The sequence below is a fragment of the Intrasporangium sp. genome (genome assembly GCF_030452765.1).
Taxonomy (GTDB): domain Bacteria; phylum Actinomycetota; class Actinomycetes; order Actinomycetales; family Dermatophilaceae; genus Intrasporangium_A.
The window spans coordinates 1-16,879 of sequence record NZ_JAKDLO010000099.1; the positions used below are offsets into that span (position 1 = coordinate 1).

A 16,879-nucleotide genomic window follows, 5' to 3' on the forward strand; every position below is an offset into this window, starting at 1 on the left:
TCAGCGGTCAGTTCAGAGGCCCTTGGGGTGCCAGACCGTCTTGGTCTCGACGAAGGCCTTCAGCCGGCCCAGCCCGGGCGACTTCGCCCAGTCGGGCTCGGCGACCAAGCCGTCCTCGAGCAGGGGCCGGTGGACCCGTTTGATCGTGTCGGCGGCCGCCGCCTCGAGCGCGCCCCAGTCCACACTCTCGGCCCCGGCGGCTCCGGTGAGATCGATGGCGTTCACGTCGCGATGTGAAGCGAGCCACGGGGCCAACTCCGAGACGTGACCGCTGATGAGGTTGACGACTCCGGGTGGCACATCAGAGGTAGCGAGGACCTCGCCGAACGTGACTGCGGGAAGCGGGCGCCTCGTCGAGGTCAGCACGACCGCGGTGTTGCCGGTCGCCGTGACCGGCGCGAGTACCGACACCAGTCCGAGCAACGAGCTGCTCTGTGGGGCAAGGATGCCCACGACCCCGGTGGGCTCTGGAGCAGACACGTTGAAGAACGGGCCGGCGACCGGGTTGAGGTTGCCGAGCACCTGCGCGACCTTGTCGGTCCAGCCGGCGTACCAGACGAGCCGCTCGACTGCGGCGTCGACGGCGACACCGGCGGCGCGATCGGTCAAACCCTCGCAAGCAGCCACCTCCTCGACGAACTGGGCGCGTCGCCCGTCCAGGATCTCGGCCACCCGGTAGAGCACCTGGCCGCGGTTGTAGGCGGTTGCCCCAGCCCACCCCTTGAGCGCCGCACGGGCCGCGACGACCGCGTCACGAAGGTCCTTGCGGGAGCCCAGCGAGGCGTTGGCGAGGAAGTCTCCGGAAGCGGACTGGACGGCATACGAACGTCCTGACTCACTGCGTGGGAACTTGCCTGCGATGTAGAGCTTGTACGTCTTGCGCACGTCGAGCCGGCTCATCCGGCGGCCCCCCTCAGGTAGGCCTCGAGTCCATGCCGGCCGCCTTCGCGGCCGTAACCGGACTCCTTGTAGCCGCCGAAGGGAGAGGCCGGATCGAAACGGTTGAAGGTGTTGGCCCAGACCACTCCGGCGCGCAGCTGGTCAGCCATCCAGAGGATCCGCGAGCCCTTCTCCGTCCAGACGCCTGCCGACAGCCCGTATGCCGTGTTGTTCGCCTTCGCGACCGCCTCCGCCGGTGTGCGGAAGGTGAGCACCGACAGAACCGGGCCGAAGATCTCCTCCGTCGCGACCCGGTGCGTCTGGGAGACGCCGGTCAGGAGAGTCGGTGGGAACCAGAAGCCGGTGCCGGGGAAGGTGCACTCTGGGGCCCAGGCGGTCGCGCCCTCGGCGATGCCGGCCTCGACGAGCGTCGTGATCCGGTCGAGCTGGGCCCTGCTGTTGATCGGGCCGAGATCGGTGTTCTTGTCCATCGGGTCGCCGACGCGCAGGGTCGCCAGCCGCCGCTGCAGGCGCGCGACGACCTCGTGGTGGACCGACTCCTGGACGAGCAGTCGCGACCCGGCGCAGCAGACCTGGCCCTGGTTGAAGAAGATGCCGCTCACGATCCCCTCGACCGCCTGGTCGATGGGGGCGTCGTCGAAGATGATGTTCGCGGCCTTGCCGCCGAGCTCGAGGGTCGCCCTCTTGGCCGTGCCTGCGATCGACCGCGCGATCGCGCGGCCGACCTCGGTCGATCCCGTGAACGCGATCTTGTCGACGCCCGGGTGCTCGACGATCGCCTGTCCGGTGCGACCGTCGCCGGTGAGGATGTTCACCACTCCAGCAGGCAGGTCTGCCTGCTGGCACACCTCGGCGAAGAGCAGTGCAGTCAGCGGCGTCGTCTCGGCGGGCTTGAGGACCACGGTGTTGCCGGTCGCCAAGGCCGGCGCGACCTTCCAGGCCAGCATCAGCAGCGGGAAGTTCCACGGAATCACTTGGCCGACAACGCCATACGGTCGGAGGAGCGCTGCGCCGGTGGGGGCGAGCCCGGCATACTCGAGCTTGTCGGCCCAGCCCGCGTGGTAGAAGAAGTGCGCCGCCGCCAATGGGATGTCGACGTCCCGGGTCTCCTTGACCGGTTTGCCGCTGTCGAGGGTCTCGAGGACCGCGAACTCGCGCGCCCGTTCCTGCAGGATCCGGGCGATCCGGAACAGGTACCGGCCGCGCTCGGCCCCGGGCATGCTCCCCCACGCGCCGTCGAAAGCGCGCCGGGCTGCAGCGACCGCCTTGTCGACGTCCTTCGGGCCGGCCTGGCTCACCTCGGCCAGGATCGTCTCGTCGGCCGGGTCGACCGTCGGGAAGAGCGCCCTGGGACGGCTGAACGTCCCGTCGACGAACAGGCCGTATGACGGCTGGATCGAGACGACCGAGCGCGACTCGGGCGCGGGGGCGTAGTCGAACTTCGGCATGGCGGGTCCTCGGCGGTCAGTTCAGCGTGACGTAGTCAGGGCCCGAGTAGGCGCCGGTGGTGAGCTTCTGTCGCTGCAGGAGCAGGTCGTTCAGGAGGCTGGACGCGCCGAAGCGGAACCACTCGGGCGAGAGCCAGTCCTCGCCGGCGACCTCGCTCACCAGGACGAGGTACTTGATTGCATCCTTGCTCGTGCGGATCCCACCGGCGGGCTTGACGCCGACCTGCACACCCGTGAGGTCGCGCCAGTCGCGTACCGACTCGAGCATCACGAGGGTGACCGGGAGGGTCGCGGCCGGCTGGATCTTGCCGGTCGAGGTCTTGACGAAGTCGCCGCCGGCGAGCATCGCCAGGTGGGAGGCGCGCCGGACGTTGTCGTAGGTGACGAGCTCCCCGGTCTCGAGGATCACCTTGAGGCGGGCGTCCGGGCCGTCGTCGCGGCGGCAGGCAGCCTTGACCTGCGCGATCTGGTCGAAGACCGTCATGTAGTCTCCGGCGAGGAAGGCGCCCCGGTCGATCACCATGTCGATCTCGTCGGCTCCCGCCGCGAGGGCCTCGCGCGTGTCCGCGAGCTTGACGGCCAGGCCGGCTCGTCCGGACGGGAACGCCGTGACCACCGCGGCGACGTGGATCCTGCGGTCTGCCAAGGCTTCCCTCGCGACGTGAACCATGTCGCCGTAGACACAGACGGCGGCTGGTCGCGGGGTCGCCGGGTCGCGCGGGTCGGGCACGAGGGCCTTGGCGCAGAGCGAGCGGACCGTGCCCGGGGTGTCGGCCCCCTCGAGGGTGGTCAGGTCGATCATCCTGATGGCGGTGTCGATGGCCCATGCCTTGCTCGCCGACTTCACCGAGCGCGTGGCCAGGGCGGCAGCGCGGGACTCGCAGCCAACCTGGTCGACGCCCGGCAGGCCGTGCAGCCACGCGCCGATGGCGCGGTTGCTCGGCTGGGCCACCCCGAGCAGGTCACAGGCCTGTGCCGTGAGATCCTGCACACCGCGCGGGGAGATCGTCGAGGTCACTTCGCGAGTCTAGCTGCGGGCCAGACATGGCACGCTGGAGCAGGTAGGTGTGCGCGAAGGAGGAGAGGTATGCCGCTGAGCCGACCAGGTGACGGGGGTGACGTCACCGGCAGGGCCGGGTTGCGGGAGGCCCGCACCCTGCGGCCCGGCTCCGCGATCGGTGTCGGTGCCATCGGCGGGCTGGCCTGCCTCGCACTGCTCCTGCCCGCGGTGCTGAGCCCGGCCCGGAGCTGGACGCTCATCTCGAGTGTCGTGCTCGTGCTCGTCCTGATCTGGGTCTTCGTCGTCCGGCCCTGCGCTGTGCTGCACGACGAGGGCGTGCGCCTCGTCAACCCGTTGCGGACGGTCGACATCACCTGGCCGATGATCCACGACATCCGTAGCCGGTGGACGCTCGAGCTGTTCTCCGACGGAAGGAAGTACACGGCGTGGGGGATCCCCGCCGACCCGGGCCGGCCCCGCTACGGGCGGGGGATCTTCCTCGTCGGCGCGAACCGTGTGGGCCGGGGCAAGGGCGTGCCTCAGCGCGCGCAGCCGAGGCCGAAGGTCGAGGCACAGAGCGTGGCGGCCGAGATAGAGGCACGGGTCGCGGCGGACAAGCGGCGCAAGGTTGGCCGGACGCCGCGGATCGTCACTCGGACGTGGGAGCCGGTCCCGGTCGGGCTGCTCCTGGCCTCTCTCGCCTTCTGGGTGATCGGAACCTTCGTCCTCTGACGCGCTCCACTGCGCGACCGGATCGCCGGCCGGCGCCCCGGACGGCGCTACGGCACGGAGGTCAGCCGCTCGAGCTCGCTGCGTAGGGCGGCCAGACGTCCAGCAGCGGCGTGCTTCGCCCGCCCGAGCATCGCGGCCTCAGCGACCGGTTCGATGACCTCGAGGTAGACCTTGACCTTCGGCTCGGTGCCGCTGGGGCGGACGATGGCACGCGAGTCGTCGGCCAGCAGGTAGCGCAGCCCCTCGGTCGGCGGCAGCCCACCCTCGCCCCGGCTGAGGTCGTCGATGCGAACCACGTCGATCCCGGCGAGCGAGGCGGGCAGGTCGTTCTCGAGACGGCTCATCAGGAGCTCGGTCTGCCCGAAGCCATCCACCCGTACCGCGAACGAGTCCGTCGCGTGGACGCCGTGTTCGATGGCGAGGTCGTCGAGCAGCCGGGGGATGCTCCGCCCCGCTGCCTTGAGGCTCGCCGCGAGCTCCGCCAGCAGGAGCGCGGCGCTGATGCCGTCCTTGTCGCGCACGGCCTCGGGCGCGACGCAGTAGCCGAGGGCCTCCTCGTAGCCGTACCGCAGCCCGGGGACCCGCGAGATCCACTTGAAACCCGTCAGGGTCTCCTCGTGCCGGATCCCAGCCGTCCGGGCGATCGAGGCGAGCAGCCGTGAGGAGACGATCGAGCTGGCGAAGACGTCCGACGGGTCGAGTCCCCGTGACACGAGATGGGCGCCGAGGAGCGCGCCGACCTCGTCGCCGCGCAGCATTCGCCAGTCACCGAGGGCCGGGTCGAGAACCGCGGCGGCGCACCGGTCCGCGTCGGGATCGTTGGCGATGACCAGGTCGCAGCCGTCCTGCCGGGCCAGAGCCAGGGCCAGGTCGATCACGCCGGGCTCCTCCGGGTTCGGGAAGCCGACGGTGGGAAAGTCGGGGTCGGGTGCAGCCTGCTCCGGCACCGGGTCGAGGACCGGGAACCCGGCCCGGGCGAAGGCGTCCAGCACGGTGTCGTGGCCGACGCCATGAAGGCTCGTGTGGACGATGGACAGGTCGCGGGGCGAGCCGGTTTCGAGCACCTGCACGACCGTGTCGAGGTAGTGGCCGGCCACCTCGTCACCGAGAGTCTCCCACCCCTGCGCGGCCCGGGGTATGTCGGCGACACGGCGCACCGAGGCGATGTGGGCCGCGATCTCGATGTCCGCGGGCGGCACGATCTGGCTGCCGTCGCCGAGGTAGACCTTGTACCCGTTGTCCTGCGCCGGGTTGTGGCTCGCGGTGACCATGACACCGGCGTCGGTGCCGAGGTGGCGGATCGCGAAGGCGAGAACCGGCGTCGGCAGCGGGCGTGGGAGCAGCAGCGCGCGGCCACCCGCGGCCACCACGACGGCAGCAGTGTCGCGGGCGAAGACATCGGAGCTGTGTCGAGCATCGAACCCGATGACGACGCACGGGGCCCCGCCGATGCCCCCCTCGTCCTGCAGGTAGGCGACCAGCCCGGCCGCGGCCCGGATCACGACACTGCGGTTCATCCGGTTCGGGCCGGCGCCCAGAGCCCCCCGCAGACCGGCCGTGCCGAACTCGAGGATGCCCGAGAACCTGTCGGCCAGCTCCGTGCGGGTCGGCGCGTCGCCCGACTCGGCGGCGGCGAGGAGCCGGTCGAGCTGCCCGCGTGTCGTCGCGTCGGGGTCGTCGTCGCGCCATGCCCGGACAGCGGCATACAGCTGTGCGGTGGAGGCACTGGTCATGCGATCCTCCGCACGATGTCGGCGAGCAGCGCGCTCGCGCGTGGTGCGGCCGCCCGGCCCGCCTCGAGAACCTCGTCGTGGCTCAGCGGCGTGGTGGAGATCCCGGCCGCCGGGTTCGTGACGAGGGAGATGCCGAGGATCTGCAGGCCGGCCTCGCGGGCGGCGATCGCCTCGAGCGTCGTCGACATCCCGACGAGGTCGCCGCCGATCGTACGGGCCATGCGCACCTCGGCGGGCGTCTCGTACTGGGGGCCGCGGAACTGGACGTAGACCCCCTCCGGCAACGACGGGTCGACCTCATGGGCCAGCGCGCGCAGGCGGCTCGAGTAGAGGTCGCTCAGGTCGACGAAGGTGGGCCCCCGCAGGGGGGTGGCCCCGGTGAGGTTGATGTGGTCGCGGATCAGGACGAGGGTGCCCGGCCGCCAGGCTGGGTCGAGGCCGCCGCATCCGTTCGTCAGGACGATCGTCTCGCAGCCGGTGGCCCTCGCGGTGCGAACCCCGTGGACGACGGCGTCGACGCCACGTCCCTCGTAGAAGTGCGTGCGTGTGCCGTAGACGAGGGCGTGCTTGCCGGTGTCACCGACGGCGACCGAGCGGATCACTCCCGTATGTCCGGCTACGGCTGCCGCACCGAAGCCGGGCACGTCGATGTTGTCTACCGACGCGAGCGTCGCTCCGACGAGCTCGCCGGCCTGGCCCCAGCCGGACCCGAGGACCAGCGCGATGTGGTGCCTGCCGATGCCGGTGCGCTCGGCGATGACGCGGGCCGCGTCGCGGGCGAGGGCGTGCGGATCCGCGAGCGGGTCGCAGGGCTCGGTCGATGCGCTGCTGTCCACGCAATGGACTCTAGGCGAGGCCCGCCCCCGCAGCGGGCCGCCGCCGCGATCAGTCCGTCGAACCAGCTCCCGGTCCACCGTCCCGCGGGGTGGTTGGATGGAGGGCGTGATCACGCGCGAGACCTCGGTAGCCATCGTCGGCGGTGGCCCGGGTGGCTACGAGGCCGCCCTCGTCGCCGCGCAGCTCGGTGCCGAGGTGACGGTGGTCGAGAAGGACGGCATCGGGGGCGCCGCGGTGCTGACCGACTGCGTGCCGAGCAAGGCGCTCATCGCGACCGCCGACCAGCGCGCCGACCTCGACGTCGCGGTCCGGCTCGGAGTGAGCCTTCCGGGCCCGGCGCAGGCGCCCACCGAGGGCGTCGTGGCCAGGGCACGAGCCATCAACGGGCGCATCCTCGAGCTCGCCGCCGCCCAGAGCATGGACATCCGCAAGAGCCTCGAACAGGCCGGTGTCCGGATGCTCGACGGGGCTGGCCGCCTGCTCGAGCGCGGCCAGGTGCAGGTCGAGACCGCCGACGGGAGCCTCGACCTGACCGCCGATGTCGTCCTCCTCGCGACCGGTGCCACACCTCGGGTGCTGCCGACCGCGGTCCCGGACGGCGAGCGGATCCTCACGTGGCAGCAGATCTATGCCCTCGAGGACCTGCCTGGGCATCTCGTCGTCATCGGCTCGGGCGTCACGGGCGCCGAGCTCGCGCAGGGCTTCCTCGGCCTCGGGTCCGCGGTCACGCTCGTCTCCTCCCGTGACCGGGTCCTGCCCGGCGAGGATGCCGATGCCGCGACCCTGATCGAGGACGTCTTCCGCGAGCGCGGGATGAAGGTGCTCAGCAGGTCCCGGGCTCAGGGCGTCGAACGTTCCGCCGACGGGGTCCTGGTGACCCTCACCGACGGACGGACCGTCGAAGGGAGCCACGCCCTGCTCGCGGTCGGCTCGCTGCCGCAGACGAGCGGGCTCGGCCTGCAGGACCTGGGCATCGAGCTGTCCGAGTCCGGGCACATCGTCGTCGACCGCGTCTCGCGCACGTCCGTCCCGAGCGTCTACGCGGCAGGGGACTGCACCGGTGTCCTACCCCTGGCCTCGGTCGCGGCGATGCAGGGACGCATCGCCATGTGGCATGCCCTCGGAGACGCGGTGGCACCGCTCAACGTGCGCGGGGTCGCCGCCAACATCTTCACCGATCCCGAGATCGCGACGGTCGGGATCGGCCAGCGCGTCGCCGACGAGCTGCACGACGTCCAGTCGGTCATGCTGCCGCTCGCGCGCAACCCGCGTGCGAAGATGCAGGGGATCGAGGCTGGCTTCGTCAAGCTGTTCTGCCGTACGGGCTACGGCACGGTGCTCGGCGGGGTCGTCGTCGCGCCGAAGGCCTCCGAGCTGGTCTTCCCGGTCGCGCTCGCCGTGCAGAACCGTCTCAGCGTCGATGCCGTGGCCAGCACGATCACCGTCTACCCGTCGCTGTCCGGCTCCATCGCCGAGGCGGCGCGCCAGCTGCACCAGTCGGAGTAGTCAAAGTCGCGCGTCGTCGGGTCCGTCGTGCGCGTCCGGCCCGTCCGGCCCGTCTCTGCCCGTCCGATCGAGGTCCGAGTCGCGCTTCGGCTGCTCGCCTCGCGCGTCCTCCTCGCGCCAGCGCTCGACCCGACGACGCGACACCCAGGCCCGTAGCTGCTTCTGCAGCGGGTAGACGAGGGCGAAGACGATCGCCACGATGACGAAACCCTTGACGTTCAAGCCGGTCGAGGCCTGGCCGGCCTGAGACAGCAGGGTGGTCATCACGGTATCGAGTCTGCCAGAACGCGAACCCGCCCGACCGCGCACTGCCTGGCGCCGTCTCGGCCCGACGAGAAGGTATGCCGCTCACGGACGACCGTGAGCGGCATACCTCGTGCGTCTGCCGGCCTGTCAGGCCTCGGTCGGGGCGTCCTTGATCTCGGCGAGGACGGTACCGGAGTTGACGGTCTCGCCGACCTTGGCCGTCAGCCCGGTGACGACACCGTCCTTGTGGGCGGTGATCGGCTGCTCCATCTTCATCGCCTCCAGGACGACGACGAGGTCACCCGTGGCGACGCTGGCACCCTCCTCGACCGCGATCTTGACGATCGTGCCCTGCATCGGCGCCGTCAGGGAGTCACCCGAGGCGGCGGCTCCGCCGCGGCCTCCACCCGCCGAGCGCTTCGGAGCCTTCTTCTTCGCGGCGGTGCTCGAGCCTCCACCGAGGCTGAGGCCGCCCGGCAGGGAGACCTCGAGGCGTCTGCCGCCGACCTCGACGACGATCCGCTGACGCTCCTCGGCCTCGGGAGTGTCGGCCGCGCCACCCGCGTACGGCTCGATCGTGTTGTCGAACTCGGCCTCGATCCACGTCGTGTAGATCCCGAACCTCTCGTCGGGGTCCTCCGGGGCGAAGGCGGGGTCGATCACGACCGCGCGGTGGAAGGGCAGCACCGTCGGCATCCCGTCGATCTGGAACTCGGCGAGCGCCCGCCGCGCCCGCTCGATCGCCTCCTGGCGGGTATGCCCGGTGACGATGAGCTTGGCGAGCATCGAGTCGAAGGCACCGCCGATGACGTCGCCCTCGACGACGCCCGAGTCGACCCGGACCCCCGGGCCGGCCGGCGGGCGGAAGGTCGCCACGGTGCCCGGTGCCGGCAGGAAGTTCCGGCCGGCGTCCTCGCCGTTGATCCGGAACTCGATCGAGTGCGCGTGCGGCACCGGGTCGGGGTAGTCGAGGGTCTCGCCGTTCGCGACCCGGAACTGCTCCCGGACCAGGTCGACCCCGGTGACCTCCTCGGTCACCGGATGCTCGACCTGCAGGCGAGTGTTGACCTCGAGGAAGGAGACGATGCCGTCGGGCGCGACCAGGAACTCGCACGTGCCCGCGTTGACGTAGCCTGCCCCCCTGAGGATGGCCTTGCTGGCTCGGACGATCTCGGTGTGCTGCTCCTCGGTGAGGAACGGCGCCGGGGCCTCCTCGACGAGCTTCTGGTTGCGGCGCTGGAGCGAGCAGTCGCGGGTCGACACGACGACGACGTTGCCGTGCTGGTCGGCGATGCACTGGGTCTCGACGTGGCGCGGCTGGTCGAGGAACCGCTCGACGAAGCACTCGCCGCGGCCGAAGGCGGTGACCGCCTCTCGGACGGCCGACTCGTAGAGGTGGGGGATCTCCTCGATCGTGCGGGCCACCTTCAGGCCGCGGCCACCACCGCCGTAGGCGGCCTTGATGGCGACCGGCAGGCCGTGCTGCTTGGCGAACTCGACCACCTCGTCGGGGCCCGAGACGGGGTCCTTCGTGCCGGGCACCAGTGGGGCGCCGGCGCTCGTGGCGATATGCCGGGCCTTGACCTTGTCGCCGAGCGCGTCGATCGCCTCGGGGCCGGGCCCGACCCAGATCAGCCCGGCGTCCAGGACTGCCTTGGCGAAGCCCGCGTTCTCGGCGAGGAAGCCGTAGCCGGGGTGGACCGCATCGGCACCTGCCTGTCTGGCTACCTCGAGCAGCTTCTCCTGCGCGAGATAGCTGTCGCCGGGAGTCGAGCCGCCGAGGGAGTACGCCTCGTCGGCGACCTTGACATGGAGGGCATCCCGGTCCGGCTCGGCATACACCGCGACCGAACCGATCCCGCTGTCCTTGCAGGCGCGAGCGATGCGGACGGCGATCTCGCCACGGTTTGCGATGAGGACCTTGCTGATGGATGCCATGCGTCGGACTCTAGCGCCTGCGGGTGTCCGCGTTCAGGTACCGGACGAGGGTTACCGGCGAGTCACCTCGTGTGGTCCGGCACACGGGGGTGACGGTGTCCTGTCGGCCGGGTCGCGCGGCGACGTAGGTTGGTCTCCATGAGTGCGAAGCTGCCGGTTCGGATGGTTCCCCTCGGCCACGCCTCGACACCCGGGCTGGCCATCCCCCAGCTCGGGTTCGGGGTCTGGGAGGTGCCGGACGACCAGGTGGATGCCGCGTTCGGCGCCGCCCTCGACACGGGCTACCGACACATCGACACCGCCGAGATGTACCGCAACGAGGAGGGGGTCGGTCGGGTCCTGACCCGGGCAGGCATCGCACGTGACGACATCTTCATCACGACGAAGGTCTGGTACACCCACCTGGACCGGGTGCAGCAGGCCTTCGACGCGTCGCTGCAGCGGCTCGGCCTGGACGTGCTCGACCTGTACCTCATCCACTGGCCGGCCCCGGGTCGCGACGAGTACGTGGGGGGCTGGGAGCAGCTGCTCGAGCTGCAGCGGTCCGGTCGGGTGCGGTCGGTCGGGGTCTGCAACTTCCACGTGCCCCACCTGCAGCGCCTGCTCGACGCGACGGGCGTGCTGCCGTCGGTCAACCAGGTCGAGCTGTCGCCGTATCTACAGCAGCGCGAGCTGCGCGCCTTCCACGCCGAGCACGGCATCGTCACCGAGGCCTGGAGCCCACTGGCCGCCGGCGCCGGACTGCTGCAGGACCCCGCGATGACCCGGATCGCCGACAAGCATGCGGTGACGCGGGCGCAGGTCGCCCTGCGCTGGCAGCTGCAGCTCGGGAACGTCGTGCTGACCAGGTCCGTCAAGACGGCCCGGATCGCCCAGAACGCCGACCTGTTCGCCTTCGATCTCGACGAGGACGACCTGGCGGCGATCGCTTCCCTCGACCGCGGCGAGCGGACGGGGCCCAACCCCGACGAGTTCGGCGCCTGACCGTGGGCTGGCCGTCCCTGCCCGGCGAGCAGCGCCTGGCGCGGGGTGACCTGCTCGTCCGCGCCGACCCGACACCACCCGATGGTCTGGTCGGTCTTGAGGTCGTGGCTCGCGGCGAGGTGGTCGCAACCGTGTCGGTCCGACCGGTGCGCAGGGCCACCGCCCTGCTCACCTGGCAGTTCGAGGTGGCGCACCAGGGCGGGGGAGTGCCGCACCGCGCACTGCGCCTTGCGGTCGACCACTGCTTCGCCCAGCTCGGCCTGCACCGGGTCGAGGCGCTGGTCCCGGTCGGTGACACCGCGCAGCTGCGCATCGCGTCCCGGGCGGGGCTGCGCCGTGAAGGGATCGCCCGCGGGGCCGGCGGGCCGCGCACCGACCTGATCCGCGTGGCCCGCCTGGCCGACGACCCGATGCCGGACACGCGCGACGGCTTCATCGGGGTGCTCAACGCCAACCTCCCGACCAAGCGGGTCATCAGCCAAGCGGTCCTGCGGGACGAGCAGGGGCGGGTGCTGCTCTGCGAGCTGACCTACAAGCGCGAGTGGGACCTGCCCGGTGGTGTCGTCGACCCGTGGGAGTCACCGGCGACCGCCGTGCGGCGGGAGCTGCGGGAAGAGCTCGGGCTCGACCTGCCGGTGCGCGGCCTGCTCGTCGTCAACTGGATGCCGCCGTGGCGCGGGTGGGACGACGCGTGCCAGTTCGTCTTCGACCTGGGCCGGCACGAGCAGTCACTCGTCGCCGCGATGACCTTCGAGGCCACCGAGATCACCGCCGTGCACTGGTGCACCCGCGAGGAGGCCCGGGCGCACGTGCCGGACTACCTGGACGTCCTGCTCGGCCGGCTGGAGACGGTCGGCGAGGCGCCGCTCTACCTCGAGGCGGGCCAGTCCCGCTGACCCGCGCTCTCCCTTTCCCCGCGAACGGGGACCGGTCGAGGTACAAGGGGGATGTGGGGGTCAGGTGCCGATGCGGGTGCGCACGGCGTAGAGCTCGGGGAAGAAGGTCAGGTCGAGCGCGCGCCGCAGGAAGTCGACCCCCGACGACCCGCCGGTGCCCGGCTTGTGCCCGATGGTGCGCGTCACCACCTGCAGGTGTCGGAACCGCCACTGCTGGAAGTTGTCCTCGACGTCGACGAGCTCCTCGCACGTCTCGTACACGCCCCAGTGCTCGGCCGGCTTCTCGTAGACATGCGCGAACACGTCGACGAGCCCCTCGTCGAGCCGATGCGGCAAGGAGAAGTCACGCTCGAGCAGTCCCGCGGGCACCGCATGGCCGCGCCGGTGCAGGAACGCGAGGAACTCGTCGTAGAGGCTCGGCTCGTGCAGCAGGGTGCGCAGCTCGGCCTGCGAGACCGGGTCGTGGTCGAACACCTCGACCATCTCGGCGCTCTTGTTGCCGAGCAGGAACTCGACCTCGCGGTACTGCACCGACTGGAAGCCCGAGCTCGTCGCAAGATACGGCCGGATCTCGGCGTACTCGCTCGGTGTCAGGGTCGCAAGCACGCTCCACTGGTCGGTCAGGCAGTGCTGGACGTGCTTGATCCGGGCCAGCCGCTTCAGTGCCGGAGCGAGGTCGTCGGAGCGGAGCAGCCTTCTGGCAGAACGCAGCTCGTGCACCAGGAGCTTGAGCCAGAGTTCCGAGGTCTGGTGCTGGATGATGAAGAGCAGCTCGTCGTGCAGGGGCGGATCGCTGAGCGGGTGCTGGGCGGCGAGCAACTGGTCGAGGTGCAGGTAGTCCGCGTAGGACATCCGCTTGGAGAAGTCCCGCTCGATGCCATCCTCGAGCTCGCGCCGACTGGATCGCTCGTCAGTGGCCATGTCTCGAATCCTAGGTCTCACGCCGTCCGGAGTCAGCCGTATGCCGCTGAGCGGGCTCAGCGGCATACGGATTCTGTTGGGTACCAAGCGCGTCAGTGCGCTGTCACCTCGCGGTGGCTCCTGGTGAGCTGCACGTCGGCCAGGCTGACGACGAGCGTCACGGCTCCGACGATCCATGCGGTGACTGCCATCGGCATCGTCGTCGAGGCGAAGCCCATGACCCAGGGGGAGATGATGAACAGCACGCCGAGCAGGGCGGTGACTCCCTCGACCGAGAGCAGGTCGGGGCGGACCAGCTCGGTGAGTGAGAGGAGCGCCGTGATGATGCCGAGGACGACCATCGTGGCCGTGGCCGTGGTCGTCGTGGTCGTCCAGATGGGCGAGAGGAAGGCATAGATGCCGGCGACGAGGGTGATGACGTCCTGCGGGTGCAGGGTCTTCTTCATGATGTCCTGACCACCTTTCGATCAGATGGTCCGTCGATCCTTGGCGGACCGGACACCTCCATCATGTGTCGTCTCACGATCTTTTTCAATCGGCGGTCCGGCCATTTCCTCTCAGGCCGCGGCGGCGGTCTTCATGCGGACCTGGCGCTTGATCCTGCCGAGCATCGCGACCATGCCCCGGATCCGCAGCGGCGAGACCGCCTCGGCGAGACCGAACCGCATCGGGGCATCGTCGGGCACCGCGAGGACCTGCGCCGCGGACAGCCCGTCCAGACCCTCGTGCAGGATGCCGGCGAACCCGCGCGTCGTCGGCGCCTCCGGCGGGGCGTCGAAGAAGAGGTGGACCGTGCGGGCCTCGAGTCGCTCGCCCTCCTCGACCTCGACGGTGAGGAAGAGCGGCGACTGGCACTCGTCGACCCGCTCGAGCTTGTCGAGCTGCCCGGCGTAACGGTCGGGCAGGGGCGGCAGCTCCTCGCTGAACTCGAGCAGCAGGTCGAGCTTCATCGGGTTGCTCGCCGAGGCGAAGTCGTCCGCGATCTCGGCCAGTGCGGCGGGCAGGGCAGCCCCGGACACGACGGTCACCGCTCGATGGGGACGCGCACGGTGTTGCCCCACTCGGTCCACGAGCCGTCGTAGTTGCGCACCGAGCTGTAGCCGAGCAGCTGGGTCAGCACGAACCACGTGTGCGACGAGCGCTCCCCGATGCGGCAGTAGGCGACGATGTCGTCGCCCGGGGCGAGACCCTGCTCGGTGCGGTAGATGCCCTCGAGCTCCTCGCGTGACTTGAAGGTGCCGTCTTCGTTGGCGGCGCGAGCCCACGGGACGGACTTCGCCCCGGGGATGTGCCCGCCGCGCAGCGCCCCCTCCTGTGGGTAGTCGGGCATGTGCAGCAGCTCGCCGGTGAACTCGCCGGGCGACCGGACGTCGACGAGCGGCATGCCGAGGTGGGCGAGCACGTCGTCCTTGAAGGCCCGGATCGGGGCGTCGTCGCGCTCGATGACGGGGTAGTCGGTGGGCGTGGCGGTCGGCACCTCCTTGGTCAGCTCCCGGCCCTCCTCGATCCACTTGGCCCGCCCGCCGTCGACGAGACGGACGTCCTCGTGCCCGAAGAGCGTGAAGACCCAGAGCGCGTAGGCGGCCCACCAGTTGCTCTTGTCGCCGTAGACGACGATCGTCGTGTCGCGCCCGATGCCGCGCGCGCCCATCACCTCGGCGAACCGCTCACCGTCGACGTAGTCACGGCTCACCTGGTCGTTGAGGTCCAGGTGCCAGTCGATCTTCTGCGCGCGGGGGATGTGGCCGGTGGCATAGAGCAGGACGTCCTCGTCGGACTCGAGCAGGGCGATGCCGCCGGCGACGCCGACCTGGCCCGTGTCGATCTGCTGCGCGAGCCAGTCGGTCGTGACGAGGCGCTCCGGGTGGGCGTAGGCTGCGATCTTCGAGGTGTTCGAGCTGTCCGGGGACATGGGCGCCTTCCTGGTCTGGGGTCGTGCGGGGGCCGGCGCACAGTGGAGTGCGGCGACAGCTTCATCGTTGCACGCGACCGGGCCGGGCGGCATACCGCCCCATAACGTGGGCTTGGGCTCCCTCCAAGGTTGCGAGGTCATCACGGCAGCGTCGCTCGAACTCGCCGAGCTCGTGCAACGCCTCCTGCGCATCCTTCAGGCGCCGCTCGAGATCGATGCGCCGCTCGTCGATCTGGCCGAGCACGTACTCGAGCTGGGCGCGGCGACCCCGTGGTGCGTCGAAGAGGTCGACGATGGTGCGGATCTGCTCGAGTGGGAAGCCGAGCCGCCTGCCGCGCAGGATGAGCCCGAGGCGGGTGCGGTCGCGCCGGTGGTAGATCCGTCTGGTCCCGAGGCGTTCGGGGGAGAGGAGCCCGAGGTCCTCGTAGTGGCGCACCGTCCGGTGCGTGACACCGAACTCGTCGGCGATCTGCGCGATCGTCCAGGTGGGCGCACTTGTCATGTGCACCAGCATGGCGTATCTTTACGTTTACGTCAACGTAAAGCACGTCAGAGTACTGTCCCGATAACCCGCGCGGCGGGGTCGCCGCCAAAGGAGTGACATGTTCGAGCTGAGCCAGGAGCACGAGGACTTCCGCAAGGTCGTGCGCGACTTCGCCGAGAAGGAGGTCGCCCCACACATCGCCGACTGGGACCGCGCCTCGCACTTCCCGACCGACCTCGTGCCCAAGATGGGTGAGCTCGGGCTCTTCGGCCTCGTCGTGCCGGAGCAGTACGGCGGCAGCGCGAGCCCGGGGCAGGGCGACTTCACGAGCCTCTGCGTCGCCATCGAGGAGCTCGGCCGCGTCGACCAGTCGATCGGCATCACCCTCTCGGCCGGAGTCGGTCTCGGCATCAACCCGATCCTCACCTACGGCACCGACGAGCAGAAGGCGCGCTACCTGCCCGACCTCGTCGCGGGCCGGGCGCTCGCCGGGTTCGGGCTGACCGAGCCCGAGGCGGGATCGGACGCGGGCGCGACGAAGACACGCGCGAGTCGGGACGGCGACGAGTGGGTCGTCAACGGCGCCAAGGCCTTCATCACCAACTCCGGCACCGAGATCACCTCGGTCGTGACGGTGACGGCGCGCACCGGGACGAACGAGGACGGCACCGCGCAGGTCTCGGCGATCATGGTGCCCTCCGGCACCCCCGGCTTCACCGTCGAGCCCGCCTATCACAAGCTCGGCTGGCACGTCTCCGACACACACGGGCTGACCTTCGAGGACTGCCGGGTGCCCGCCGCCAACCTGCTCGGCAACGAGGGCGAGGGCTTCAAGCAGTTCCTCAAGACTCTCGACGACGGGCGGGTCGCGATCTCCGCGCTCGCCGTGGGGTGCGCGCAGGCGTGCCTCGAGCTGGCGAGCGAGTACTCGATGACCCGGATGGCCTTCGGCCGGCCCATCGCCGTCAACCAGGGCGTCTCCTTCCCGCTCGCCGACCTCGCCGTCATGGTCGAGGCGGCGCGGCTGCTGACCTACAAGGCCGCCTGGCTCAAGGACGAGCTGCACGAGGGCCGCCGCACGGTCCGCGAGGTCAAGCATGCAGCCGCCATCGCCAAGCTCCACTCGACCGAGGCCGCCGTCAGCGCGACGCGCATCGCCACCCAGGTCTTCGGCGGCAACGGCTTCATGGAGGAGTACCCCGTCGCAAGGTTCTACCGCGACGCGAAGATCCTCGAGATCGGGGAAGGCACCTCCGAGGTCCAGCGGATGCTCATCGCCCGGGGGCTAGGCCTCCCACAGGCCTGAGAGAGAGGATCAGGTATGCCGCCCACCGACCTGAAC

The 16,879-nt window shown here is 70.5% G+C and carries 17 protein-coding genes; 5 read left to right on the plus strand and 12 right to left on the minus strand.

The genetic code is table 11. From position 1 onward, the window contains the following. Positions 1 to 12: 12 nt before the first annotated feature. From L0H79_RS13215 to deoC, 3 genes are read right to left on the minus strand one after another with little or no spacing between them, the layout of a single operon-like run. Complete coding sequence (locus L0H79_RS13215) at positions 13 to 900, minus strand: aldehyde dehydrogenase family protein (RefSeq protein WP_301485085.1); 888 nt, start codon at positions 898 to 900, stop codon at positions 13 to 15. Continuing rightward, positions 897 to 2,348 carry an aldehyde dehydrogenase family protein gene (locus tag L0H79_RS13220; RefSeq protein ID WP_301485086.1) on the minus strand — a complete coding sequence of 484 codons (1,452 nt, stop codon included), beginning with the start codon at positions 2,346 to 2,348 and terminating at the stop codon, positions 897 to 899. Before L0H79_RS13220 ends, L0H79_RS13215 begins: the two co-directional genes overlap by 4 nt. A 16-nt stretch (positions 2,349 to 2,364) precedes the next feature. After that, complete coding sequence (gene deoC / locus L0H79_RS13225) at positions 2,365 to 3,366, minus strand: deoxyribose-phosphate aldolase (RefSeq protein WP_301485087.1); 1,002 nt, start codon at positions 3,364 to 3,366, stop codon at positions 2,365 to 2,367. Between the two features lie 69 nt (positions 3,367 to 3,435). Between deoC and L0H79_RS13230 the strand changes: the two genes are divergently transcribed. Then, positions 3,436 to 4,080: a PH domain-containing protein gene (locus L0H79_RS13230; protein ID WP_301485088.1), complete on the plus strand. Its 645-nt coding sequence runs from the start codon at positions 3,436 to 3,438 to the stop codon at positions 4,078 to 4,080. Positions 4,081 to 4,127: 47 nt separating this feature from the next. On the opposite strand, the gene L0H79_RS13235 is transcribed toward L0H79_RS13230, so the two are convergent. After that, complete coding sequence (locus tag L0H79_RS13235; RefSeq protein WP_301485089.1) at positions 4,128 to 5,813, minus strand: phospho-sugar mutase; 1,686 nt, start codon at positions 5,811 to 5,813, stop codon at positions 4,128 to 4,130. Further along, the gene (locus L0H79_RS13240) at positions 5,810 to 6,649 is read right to left on the minus strand and encodes a purine-nucleoside phosphorylase (RefSeq protein ID WP_301485090.1); all 840 of its coding nucleotides are present in this window, start codon (positions 6,647 to 6,649) and stop codon (positions 5,810 to 5,812) included. Before L0H79_RS13240 ends, L0H79_RS13235 begins: the two co-directional genes overlap by 4 nt. Positions 6,650 to 6,746: 97 nt before the next feature. Between L0H79_RS13240 and L0H79_RS13245 the strand changes: the two genes are divergently transcribed. After that, positions 6,747 to 8,156 carry an NAD(P)H-quinone dehydrogenase gene (locus L0H79_RS13245; protein ID WP_301485091.1) on the plus strand — a complete coding sequence of 470 codons (1,410 nt, stop codon included), beginning with the start codon at positions 6,747 to 6,749 and terminating at the stop codon, positions 8,154 to 8,156. Here L0H79_RS13245 and L0H79_RS13250 read toward each other — a convergent pair whose 3' ends face one another. Continuing rightward, positions 8,157 to 8,423, minus strand: a complete 267-nt coding sequence (locus L0H79_RS13250; protein ID WP_301485092.1) for a hypothetical protein — start codon at positions 8,421 to 8,423, stop codon at positions 8,157 to 8,159. Between the two features lie 126 nt (positions 8,424 to 8,549). Beyond that, positions 8,550 to 10,340: a biotin carboxylase N-terminal domain-containing protein gene (locus tag L0H79_RS13255; RefSeq protein ID WP_301485093.1), complete on the minus strand. Its 1,791-nt coding sequence runs from the start codon at positions 10,338 to 10,340 to the stop codon at positions 8,550 to 8,552. Between the two features lie 138 nt (positions 10,341 to 10,478). Between L0H79_RS13255 and L0H79_RS13260 the strand changes: the two genes are divergently transcribed. Together L0H79_RS13260 and L0H79_RS13265 are read left to right on the plus strand one after the other, a co-directional pair. Continuing rightward, complete coding sequence (locus tag L0H79_RS13260) at positions 10,479 to 11,324, plus strand: aldo/keto reductase (RefSeq protein WP_301485094.1); 846 nt, start codon at positions 10,479 to 10,481, stop codon at positions 11,322 to 11,324. 2 nt (positions 11,325 to 11,326) lie between these two features. After that, entirely contained in the window at positions 11,327 to 12,220 is an 894-nt protein-coding gene (locus tag L0H79_RS13265; RefSeq protein ID WP_301485095.1) for an NUDIX hydrolase, read from the plus strand. Between the two features lie 60 nt (positions 12,221 to 12,280). Here L0H79_RS13265 and L0H79_RS13270 read toward each other — a convergent pair whose 3' ends face one another. The 5 genes from L0H79_RS13270 to L0H79_RS13290 all read right to left on the minus strand — a co-directional run bounded on the left by L0H79_RS13270 (position 12,281) and on the right by L0H79_RS13290 (position 15,555). Continuing rightward, on the minus strand, positions 12,281 to 13,141 hold the full coding sequence (locus tag L0H79_RS13270) for a tryptophan 2,3-dioxygenase (RefSeq protein ID WP_301485096.1): 861 nt from the start codon (positions 13,139 to 13,141) through the stop codon (positions 12,281 to 12,283). 92 nt (positions 13,142 to 13,233) lie between these two features. Then, a complete protein-coding gene (locus tag L0H79_RS13275; RefSeq protein WP_301485097.1) occupies positions 13,234 to 13,587 on the minus strand; it encodes an SPW repeat protein in 354 nt (117 codons plus the stop codon). 111 nt (positions 13,588 to 13,698) lie between these two features. Further along, positions 13,699 to 14,160 (minus strand): SufE family protein, encoded by a 462-nt coding sequence (locus L0H79_RS13280; RefSeq protein ID WP_301485101.1) that lies wholly within the window; start codon positions 14,158 to 14,160, stop codon positions 13,699 to 13,701. Positions 14,161 to 14,165: 5 nt separating this feature from the next. Further along, positions 14,166 to 15,053, minus strand: coding sequence for a sulfurtransferase (locus L0H79_RS13285; protein ID WP_301485098.1), 888 nt, complete (start codon positions 15,051 to 15,053; stop codon positions 14,166 to 14,168). A gap of 61 nt (positions 15,054 to 15,114) precedes the next feature. Continuing rightward, positions 15,115 to 15,555: a MerR family DNA-binding transcriptional regulator gene (locus tag L0H79_RS13290; RefSeq protein WP_301485099.1), complete on the minus strand. Its 441-nt coding sequence runs from the start codon at positions 15,553 to 15,555 to the stop codon at positions 15,115 to 15,117. A gap of 100 nt (positions 15,556 to 15,655) precedes the next feature. On the opposite strand from L0H79_RS13290, the gene L0H79_RS13295 reads away from it, so the two are divergent. Beyond that, positions 15,656 to 16,843 carry an acyl-CoA dehydrogenase family protein gene (locus L0H79_RS13295; protein ID WP_301485100.1) on the plus strand — a complete coding sequence of 396 codons (1,188 nt, stop codon included), beginning with the start codon at positions 15,656 to 15,658 and terminating at the stop codon, positions 16,841 to 16,843. The last annotated feature ends 36 nt before the right edge of the window (positions 16,844 to 16,879 follow it).